1 pseudogene is annotated in these 915 nt (G+C 66.7%); it reads left to right on the forward strand.

Features of this window, described 5'->3' with window-relative positions:
* Positions 1 to 915, forward strand: a pseudogene (locus tag E1295_RS48210) (DNA-directed RNA polymerase subunit beta); the annotation flags it as partial.

Raw genomic sequence — 915 nt, forward strand, 5'->3', positions numbered from 1 at the left:
CTCGAGCGTTTCGGCCGCTACGAGTCGATGCGGGCCACCCTGGAGAAGGACCACACGGCCGGCCAGGATGACGCCCTGCTCGACATCTACCGCAAGCTGCGGCCGGGTGAGCCGCCGACCAAGGAGTCGGCGCAGACCCTGCTGGAGAACCTCTACTTCAACCCCAAGCGGTACGACCTGGCCAAGGTGGGCCGCTACAAGATCAACAAGAAGCTCGGGGGCGACGCCGAGATCTCCCAGAACACCCTGACCGAGGACGACATCGTCGCCACGATCGACTATCTGGTCAGGTTGCACGCCGGCGAGGACATGATGCCGGGTGCCAGTGGGGAGGCCCCCGTCGAGGTCGACGACATCGACCACTTCGGCAACCGCCGCCTGCGCAGCGTCGGAGAGCTCATCCAGAACCAGGTGCGCCTGGGCCTGGCCCGCATGGAGCGCGTCGTGCGCGAGCGGATGACGACTCAGGACGTCGAGGCGATCACGCCGCAGACCCTGATCAACATCCGCCCGGTCGTCGCGTCCATCAAGGAGTTCTTCGGCACCTCCCAGCTGTCGCAGTTCATGGACCAGATCAACCCGCTGGCCGGGCTGACGCACAAGCGGCGGATGAACGCGCTGGGCCCCGGCGGTCTGTCGCGTGAGCGGGCCGGCTTCGAGGTCCGTGACGTGCACCCGTCCCACTACGGCCGGATGTGCCCGATCGAGACCCCTGAAGGCCCCAACATCGGCCTGATCGGATCGCTGGCCTCCTATGCCCGGCTCAACGCCTTCGGCTTCGTCGAGACGCCCTACCGCAAGGTCGTCGACGGCAAGGTCACCGACCAGATCGACTACCTGACCGCCGACGAGGAAGACCGTTTCGTCAAGGCGCAGGCCAACACCGTGCTCAACCCCGACGGCACGTTCGCCGAG

Source organism: Nonomuraea mesophila, assembly GCF_004352805.1.
Classification (GTDB): Bacteria; Actinomycetota; Actinomycetes; order Streptosporangiales; family Streptosporangiaceae; genus Nonomuraea; species Nonomuraea longispora.